An 8237-nucleotide genomic window follows, 5' to 3' on the forward strand; every position below is an offset into this window, starting at 1 on the left:
GAGCTTTAGCGACGCGGCAATCTTATGAATTGTCAATATGTTACGAGATTACTTCGCTTTACTCGCAATGACAATATTGGTATTATGCAAAGCTCTCATACTGAGACCTTTGAATTTTGTCATTTCGAGGAGTATTAATGACGAGAAATCTTAATGATTCGCATCTGTTAAGATTTCTCCCTACGGTCGAAATGACAGATAATGATAGTTATTCAAAGCTCTCATACTAAACCAAGTTCGGCATAACAAATGGTACACTCTTTATGACTTCTTACAAAGCGACCAAGGGCAACTCGAAAAAGCGGGTGAGGTCACCAATTATAATTATTCGTCAGAAGATTCAGCTTCCGTTACAGCCGTAAGACTCTCGCCTGCACCAAACTCTTTTTCCAACTTTTTAATCTTTTTATTTAATTTTTTTGCTACCCTTGCCAACCTGAACCTTTCTACTATTCCCAAAAATCCTGCAAGAATTATTCCCGCAAAGAATGATATGAAAATTAATAAATATAGAGGCATCGACTCACTTACAGCCCAATTAAGAACTGAATATTTAAGCTGAATCTCGGCAGTATTTTGCACCGAAAACGACACCACAAGCAACAAAACAACCGTAATAATAATAGTGTAAAAAAGCTTCATTCTTGACCTCCTGTTTTAATTTCTAAAATACGGTAATAATACCTCCAGCGTTTTTTTAATATCTTCAGGAATAACCCTTGTTTCCCCCAAAACCGTCATAAAGTTGGTGTCACCATTCCATCTCGGAACAACATGCACATGAATATGGTCATCTACCCCTGCTCCTGCAACCTTTCCCAGATTCATTCCTATGTTAAATCCTTCGGGTTTCATTGTTTCCTTCAAAGCTTTTACCGAGATACCAAGGATATCAAATATTTCCATTTGTTCGTCAGAAGTCAGATCCTCCAGATTGCTTACATGTCTGAAAGGAGCGATTAATAAATGTCCATTAATATAAGGATATTTATTCATCATAACGAAGGAATATTCTTTCTCATGAAGGACAAATTCATCATCTCTGATTGAATCCTTGCAAAAAATACATCCCTTTGGTTTATCGCTCTTTATATATTCCATTCTCCAGGGAGCAAATATTTTTTTCATTTTGAAGCGTTTTTTCTCTACTATTAGTATTTAAGTTCTATTATTTCCCCTGTGATTTTATCGCTTATTTCAAGTATTCCGATTGTATTATTTTCTGAGAATCTCTTGTCAATAGCTGATCCCGGATTAAAAAAAAGAACATTGTCCTTGACCATATTGACAGCCCTGTGAGTATGTCCATAAACCAGACAATCTATATCACCAAATTTTTTTCTCAACTTTTTTTCTATACCGAAAGGTATACCCCAACCATGAATCAGACCTACCTTATAACCATTGAGATCAAGAACCAGTTTATCAGGGAGTAATTTTTTCACCTCAGGCGGATCCATATTACCGCAGACCGCCTTTACTTCTTTCCCATCAAACGCATCAAGAATACTGATATCAACCAGATCTCCTGCATGCAAGATCAAACCGACATCACCAAAATAATCCTCCATGATTATCCCGAGTCTGTCGTCGTAACTTTTAAGGTGCGTGTCCGAAATAACCCCTATTTTCATTTAAGAAACCTCCGGAAAACTGGAAAGAACTATGTCGATATAACACAAATAGAGTATTGTTTGCAAGAGTTTTGCTTTTCCCCAAAATAGACATTGACCCTTCCAACACAGTAGGATAGGCGTCCCGCCTGTCCATAATGGTGAATCGCTTAGACAGCCGAGACGGCTGTCCTACGGGATAGGGAGGACAGACTTTATTTTCAATGTCTATTTTAGGGCTTTTAGTCATCCGTATTCAGCAATAACCAACGGTTAAACACAAAACTGGAAACTGTTTGCTGATCGCTTAACGTTTATTCATGCTTTCGATTTGACTTTTCGTGTAGAGACATATAATATTTCACATCAAAGATGGAACAGGAGTCAAGGAAGTGGAATCAACTTTAAACAGGATTGCCGAAAAAATTCTTGCACTGGATGAGGCCTCACTCAACAGTTTGTGGAAAAAGTATAAATTGAGGATGCAACAATTTGATACCGGCAAGGAATGGGAAAAATCGGTGATCATCTTTTTTATTATCAATTCTGTCAGGGCAAAAAACCAGATCTTCAATGAACATATTCTCAGTTCTCGTAAAGGTCACCCGGGCAACAAAAGACCCCCCAAAAAGAAACCTGATCTAAAACTCGTCAAATAATGGAAAAAGAACTTGCCATAAAAAGAATAAAAGATCTGAGAAATCAGATCATTCATCATAACGAACGGTACTATCGATTTGATGACCCCGAGATATCTGACGCGGAATATGACGGCCTTATGCTGGAGTTGATCGCTCTGGAAAGAAAATTTTCAGATTACATTGACGTCACAGCCTCTCCCACCCAGCGTGTTGGGGCAACTCCTCTTGAAAAGTTCAATACAGTCACTCATCTCACCCCCATGTTAAGCCTCTCAAATGCCTTTTCCGAAGCAGATATAAGAGAATTTGATGAGCGCATAAAGCGTTTCTTGCACAGCAGTGAGAATTTTCCCTTTGTTATAGAACCCAAGCTTGACGGTGTAGCCGTCAACCTGATCTATGAAAAGGGCATTCTGACGGCCGGATTGACGAGAGGAGACGGAAGTGTGGGGGAAAACGTCACTCAGAATATAAAAACCATGCGCTCCGTTCCCCTGAAATTAACAGAAAACAGAGATGCCCCCATCCCCGAGGAGATTGAGATAAGGGGAGAAGTTTATATAGAGATTGATGCATTCAAAAAACTGAACAAGCGCAGACTGAATGAAGGTGATCCTCCTTTTGCCAATCCACGAAATGCGGCAGCAGGTTCTCTCCGTCAGCTTGACTCCAGGATAACAGCAAAAAGGCCACTTGACATCTTCTGCTATGGGATAGGAGCTCTAACAGGAAAATCCTTTCAAAAACACCAGGAGGTTCTGCAAACCCTTTCAAAATGGGGGTTTAAGGTAAATCCTCATATCAAACAGGCAGAAAATGTCGGTGAATGTATTGAGTATTACCATGATATGGTTCGCATCAGAAACGAACTCCCATACGAAATTGACGGCGTTGTTATAAAGGTTGACTCACTTGATGTCCAGAATCGCCTTGGTGCTGTTTCGAGAAGCCCCCGATGGGCCGTTGCGTGTAAATTTCCTGCCTCCCAGGAAACAACAGTAATCGAGGATATCAAGGTTCAGGTTGGACGAACAGGGGTGCTCACCCCCGTGGCTCTGATGAAACCGGTCAGTGTGGGCGGGGCCATGGTCAGCCGGGCCACCCTCCACAATCAGGACGAGATAGACAAAAAGGATATCCGGGTTGGCGACACGGTCATCATCCAGCGTGCCGGAGATGTAATACCGGAGGTTGTGAAGGTTATCGAATCAAAGAGAAGCGGCGGCGAAAAACTTTTCAGGATACCGGCTAACTGTCCCGAATGTGGTTCCAGAATTGTCAGGCTTGAAGGTGAAGTCGCCCACAGGTGTATCGGCTTTGCCTGTCCTGCCCGGATCAGGGAAAATATAAGACATTTTGCTTCCAGAGGCGGCATGGACATAGAGGGACTGGGAGAAAAGCTGGTCTCACAACTATTAGACACAAAAACTATAGAGGATCCTGCAGATCTCTACTACCTGACTCAGGAAAAATTGACAAAGCTTGAAAGGATGGCGGATAAATCTGCAACGAATCTCCTTAAAGCGCTGGAACAATCGAAAAACCCGCCTCTTGAAAAGCTTATCTTCGCTCTGGGAATAAGGCATGTAGGAGAACATATCGCCAGGATTCTGACCAGAGAATTTAAAAATCTTGATAACCTGAGAAACGCAACTGAAGAAAAGCTCCAAACAATAAACGGAATCGGACCCGAAATCACGGAAAGCATAACAGAGTTTTTCAGGGAAACCTCTAACCAGAAAGTAATAGAAAAACTCAGGAAGGCCGGCGTTAAACCTAAGGAAACCATTTCAAAAGAATCGGATGCTCTTTCAGGAAGCTCCTTTGTTTTTACAGGTACCTTGAAGAGCCTTTCCAGGAACAAAGCGAAGGAAATCGTTGAATCCCTGGGTTGTGATGTTTCGTCATCCATTACGAAAAAAACCGATTATGTTGTTGCGGGAGAATCTCCGGGGTCCAAATATGATAAGGCAAAAGATTTGGGTATACCTGTCCTTGATGAGGAGGAGTTTTTAAAGTTTGTTGGGAAAGTTTGAAATATACCACAGGGGTAGGACAGGCGTCCTCGCCTGTCTACAAGGGTAAAATGAATGCAACTTAGCATTAATGGTCATCCCCGACTTGATCGGGGATTCAGTTATTGAGACCTTTGAATTTTGCCGGAAATAGCCTAAATTGTCATTCCCGTGAAAACGGGAATCCAGTATTCTCAATTAGTTATAGATTCCCGCTTTCGCGGGAATGACAGAAAGAGGGCATTTTTCAAAGCTCTCTTATTTCCATTCTGAATAGGTTGAGTAATAAATGGTTATGAAAAAAGTTCATGTTTTTGTTACGGGCAGGGTCCAGGGTGTTTTCTTCAGGGCGGAAACAAAAAGCAAGGCCGACTCTCTCAACCTGACAGGTTGGGTCAGAAACGTCCCGGATGGAAGGGTTGATACGGTGTTTGAGGGGGAAAAGGGGAATGTCGACACAATGATTGAATGGTGCAGAAAAGGGCCGCCTTTTGCCACAGTCACAGATATTGAAATTATCGAAGAAATTTATACGGAAGAATTTGAAGATTTCAGAATCAGATATTGATGCATTCGTAAAAAGTCATAAACTGCACCATTTGTCATGCTGAACCATGTCCTGAACTTGTTTCAGGATCAATTTCAGCATCCACTCTTGTCATTCTGAATTTATTTCAGAATCTCGCTTAGAATCTCAGGAGACCCTGAAACAAGTTCAGGGTGACTGTGGTATTGTTCAGGGCGACAAAAAAAGACTTTTTACGAGACCATCAGATATTAACTATTGGATAGATTTTCTGTTCAGCACACAGCTTTCACTTCTTGAGAGGAGCGATGCAAAACCATGCTTAACTTTGTATATCACAATCCGGTCAAAGTTGTTTTCGGCAGGGGAACCATAGCGAAGCTGGTAAACCTGGTAAAAATGGATCAAACAATCATGATGACCTATGGAGGTGGTTCTATCCGGCAAAATGGTGTCTATGATCAGGTTATGGACGCGCTGAAGGGACATTCGGTTGTCGAGTTCAGCGGCATCGAGCCAAACCCACGCTATGAAACCTGCATGGAGGCGGTAAAAAAAGCGAAAATCGAAGGAGTTGATTTTCTCCTCTCGGTAGGTGGAGGCTCCGTACTGGATGCCACAAAGTTTATCGCCGCAGCTATCAGATACGAGGGGAACGACCCATGGGATATCCTCGGCGAGAGAGCACCTGTCACTTCCGCTGTACCCATCGGGTGCGTAATAACCCTGCCTGCCACGGGTTCGGAGATGAACTCGATTGCCGTTATTTCACGCGAATCAACCCGGGAAAAATTGCCGTTCTCCAGCAAACATGTCTACCCGCAATTTTCAATTCTGGATCCCGAAACAACATACTCACTCCCCGAACGTCAGATCACCAACGGCATCGTAGACACCTTCGTCCATGTTCTTGAACAATACCTGACATATGATGCGAACACGCCCCTGCAAGATCGACAGGCCGAGGCCATTCTGTTGACGCTTATCGAAGAAGCTCCGAAAGTTTTAGAAGACCCAAACAACTATGACGTGCGGGCCAACCTCGTATGGTGTGCCACTCATGGCCTGAACGGCTTAATTGCCTGCGGTGTTCCTCAGGATTGGTCAACTCACATGATAGGCCACGAACTTACGGCGCTTCATGGACTCGATCACGGTCAGTCCCTGGCTATTGTACTACCTGCGGTCCTGCAGCACCAGAAGCAGCAAAAAGGTCCAAAGCTTGTTCAGTATGCACAGCGCGTATGGAAAATCAAAGGCCTCGGCCATGACGAAACGATCGATGCCGCAATTACCCAAACGGTTGAATTCTTCAGAAGTGTCGGAATGCCTACCAGACTGAGCGATTATAACATTACTCCATCTGACTGTATGACCGTTGCCGAACGGTTTGAACAACGCGGCGTAAAACTCGGTGAACACCGGGCAATCGGCAAACAGGAAATCGAAGAGATCCTGGCTCTCTGTGCCTGATCGGGAAGGCTATAGCGAAGATATCACTTCGCCGAACCCCTTCATCGAGTTAATAATGGTAGCATCATCAACACAATAGGCGATCCTGAAGTGCCCGGGTTTTCCGAATCCGGTGCCGGGAACGGTCAGGATGTTCTTCTTCTGCAGCAACCTGACAAATTCGATGTCATCTTCTATAGGTGTACTCGGAAATAGATAGAATGCTCCCTCAGGCTTGACAAATCTGTATCCCAAAGACGAAAGGCCTTCACAGAGCAGTTCTCTCTTTCTTCTGTATTCCTCTACATCAACCCTTATTCCCTGCATCTTTGCTATCACCCTCTGCATCAGGGCGGGTGCATTGACAAAACCGAGTATCCTGTTGCATAGAACCATGCCGCTCATAATCTTTTCAAGATCGGAAAGTTCCGGACTTGCTGCTATAAAGCCTATCCTTTCTCCAGGGATGGATACAGTTTTCGAATAAGAAGTTGCTATAATGCTGTTTTTATACGCTTTTAGCACACTCGGCTCCTTTACACCATCATAGACAATTGCGCTGTATGGTTCATCGGAAACAAGGTAAATTTTTGTTCCGTATCCCCTGCCCTTCTCATCGAGTAAATCCGCCAGCCCATTTATCGATTCTTCGTCATAAACTTTTCCTGTGGGATTGTTGGGTGAGTTTATCAAAACAACTTTTGTTTTTCCCGTTATGGCATTTTCTAACGCCGTAAGGTCAAGTGAAAAGTCATTCTTAGTTTCCACGAGCTTAGTAACGCCACCATAATTATCTACATAAAACTTGTATTCAACAAAACATGGGGTAGGGATAAGCACTTCATCTCCCGGATCGAGAAGGGTCTTCAAAATTACGTTTAGCGCACCTCCTGCCCCGCATGTCATAATAATGTGTTCTGCAGAAAGGGAAACGGTGTGCTCCTTGGTGAGATACGCTGCGATGGCTTCCCTTGTTTCCGGATAACCGGCATTAGGCATATAACTATGCATCCCGGGAATATCTTCTCCGGCAATCTCTCGCAGTACTTCTTTAAAACGCGCAGGCGGGGGGACATTGGGATTCCCAAGGCTGAAGTCAAAGACATTCTCTGCACCGTACTCTTTTTTAAGTCTGACACCATCCTCAAACATCTTCCTTATCCAGGAAGACTGGGATATAAAACCTTCAATTTTTCGGGAAACAGCCATAACAGACTCCTCTTTTAACACTAATGTCCTGTCATCTATGTAATGTCGCAAAGATGGCCGTCATTCCCGCGGAAGCGGGAATCCAGAAGCGCCGAAGTAGCCAGAAACACTGGATTCCCGCGTTCGCGGGAATGACATTGGTGGCGTTCAACTTTCTTTCACATCCTTGTCCTCGACCCCGATCGGGGAAAACACTTGATACATGACACGACATAATAATTTGCCACAATTGATAGCTTATACCTCATCGAATGTAAACTCTTTTTAAGTAAATTACCCCGCCTACAAGGCGGGGCATCTTAATCTCTCGCCTCCCCCTCACGCGGCGCAAGCGCCTGCGCTGCACGTGATGGGGGAGGATTAAGGTGGGGGTGAAAATTTGTCTTGTTCCCCTGTCACCCTCCCCTAACCCCTCCCATTAAGGGAGGGGAATATGTGTGGAACCCACCAAAGGAGAGGGAATTATAGGTATGCCAGAATACCCTTATTCCTCCTGTCATCAATGATTGATGGTTTCTTCGTCACCCTGAACAATACCACAAATGTCACCCTGAACTTGTTTCAGGGTCTCCTGAGATACTGAAATAAATTCAGAATGACAAGATACAAAACCATCTTTTTTAGCTTTGCAAAAATGATGGTCTCGTAAAAAGTCATAAACTGCACCATTTGTCGTCCTGAACTCGTTTCAGGATCTCACTTGTTTCAGCATCTAATTATCTCAGTAAGTTAGAGACCCTGAATGATCCTGAAACAAGTTCAGGACATGATTTTGGGTGAC

8 protein-coding genes are annotated in these 8237 nt (G+C 43.5%); 4 read left to right on the forward strand and 4 right to left on the reverse strand.

Annotated elements, in window-relative coordinates; translation table 11 throughout:
* Nucleotides 1-324 precede the first annotated feature (324 nt).
* From Q7J27_08560 to Q7J27_08570, 3 genes are read right to left on the reverse strand one after another with little or no spacing between them, the layout of a single operon-like run.
* Entirely contained in the window at nucleotides 325-642 is a 318-nt protein-coding gene (locus Q7J27_08560; protein ID MDO9529198.1) for a lipopolysaccharide assembly protein LapA domain-containing protein, read from the reverse strand.
* 15 nt (nucleotides 643-657) lie between these two features.
* Nucleotides 658-1101 carry an HIT domain-containing protein gene (locus Q7J27_08565; GenBank protein ID MDO9529199.1) on the reverse strand — a complete coding sequence of 148 codons (444 nt, stop codon included), beginning with the start codon at nucleotides 1099-1101 and terminating at the stop codon, nucleotides 658-660.
* Between the two features lie 50 nt (nucleotides 1102-1151).
* Nucleotides 1152-1634 carry a metallophosphoesterase family protein gene (locus Q7J27_08570; protein ID MDO9529200.1) on the reverse strand — a complete coding sequence of 161 codons (483 nt, stop codon included), beginning with the start codon at nucleotides 1632-1634 and terminating at the stop codon, nucleotides 1152-1154.
* Between the two features lie 371 nt (nucleotides 1635-2005).
* On the opposite strand from Q7J27_08570, the gene Q7J27_08575 reads away from it, so the two are divergent.
* From Q7J27_08575 to Q7J27_08590, 4 genes are all read left to right on the forward strand, one after another.
* A complete protein-coding gene (locus Q7J27_08575; GenBank protein MDO9529201.1) occupies nucleotides 2006-2272 on the forward strand; it encodes a hypothetical protein in 267 nt (88 codons plus the stop codon).
* Nucleotides 2272-4290 (forward strand): NAD-dependent DNA ligase LigA, encoded by a 2019-nt coding sequence (ligA, locus tag Q7J27_08580; protein ID MDO9529202.1) that lies wholly within the window; start codon nucleotides 2272-2274, stop codon nucleotides 4288-4290. The genes Q7J27_08575 and ligA overlap by 1 nt, the downstream gene beginning before the upstream one ends.
* A 268-nt stretch (nucleotides 4291-4558) precedes the next feature.
* Entirely contained in the window at nucleotides 4559-4837 is a 279-nt protein-coding gene (locus tag Q7J27_08585) for an acylphosphatase (protein ID MDO9529203.1), read from the forward strand.
* A gap of 276 nt (nucleotides 4838-5113) precedes the next feature.
* Entirely contained in the window at nucleotides 5114-6268 is a 1155-nt protein-coding gene (locus Q7J27_08590) for an iron-containing alcohol dehydrogenase (protein MDO9529204.1), read from the forward strand.
* Nucleotides 6269-6277: 9 nt separating this feature from the next.
* Here Q7J27_08590 and Q7J27_08595 read toward each other — a convergent pair whose 3' ends face one another.
* Nucleotides 6278-7456, reverse strand: coding sequence for a pyridoxal phosphate-dependent aminotransferase (locus Q7J27_08595; GenBank protein ID MDO9529205.1), 1179 nt, complete (start codon nucleotides 7454-7456; stop codon nucleotides 6278-6280).
* Nucleotides 7457-8237: the final 781 nt, after the last annotated feature.

It is taken from the genome of Syntrophales bacterium, from assembly GCA_030655775.1.
GTDB lineage: Bacteria > Desulfobacterota > Syntrophia > Syntrophales > JADFWA01 > JAUSPI01.

Bases quoted from the DNA above. Each gene is read 5' to 3' on its own strand.
- Q7J27_08595 (MDO9529205.1), bottom strand. From the start codon at position 7,456: ATGGCTGTTTCCCGAAAAATTGAAGGTTTTATATCCCAGTCTTCCTGG.
- Q7J27_08560 (MDO9529198.1), bottom strand. From the start codon at position 642: ATGAAGCTTTTTTACACTATTATTATTACGGTTGTTTTGTTGCTTGTG.
- Q7J27_08585 (MDO9529203.1), top strand. From the start codon at position 4,559: ATGGTTATGAAAAAAGTTCATGTTTTTGTTACGGGCAGGGTCCAGGGT.
- Q7J27_08565 (MDO9529199.1), bottom strand. From the start codon at position 1,101: ATGGAATATATAAAGAGCGATAAACCAAAGGGATGTATTTTTTGCAAG.
- ligA (MDO9529202.1), top strand. From the start codon at position 2,272: ATGGAAAAAGAACTTGCCATAAAAAGAATAAAAGATCTGAGAAATCAG.
- Q7J27_08590 (MDO9529204.1), top strand. From the start codon at position 5,114: ATGCTTAACTTTGTATATCACAATCCGGTCAAAGTTGTTTTCGGCAGG.
- Q7J27_08570 (MDO9529200.1), bottom strand. From the start codon at position 1,634: ATGAAAATAGGGGTTATTTCGGACACGCACCTTAAAAGTTACGACGAC.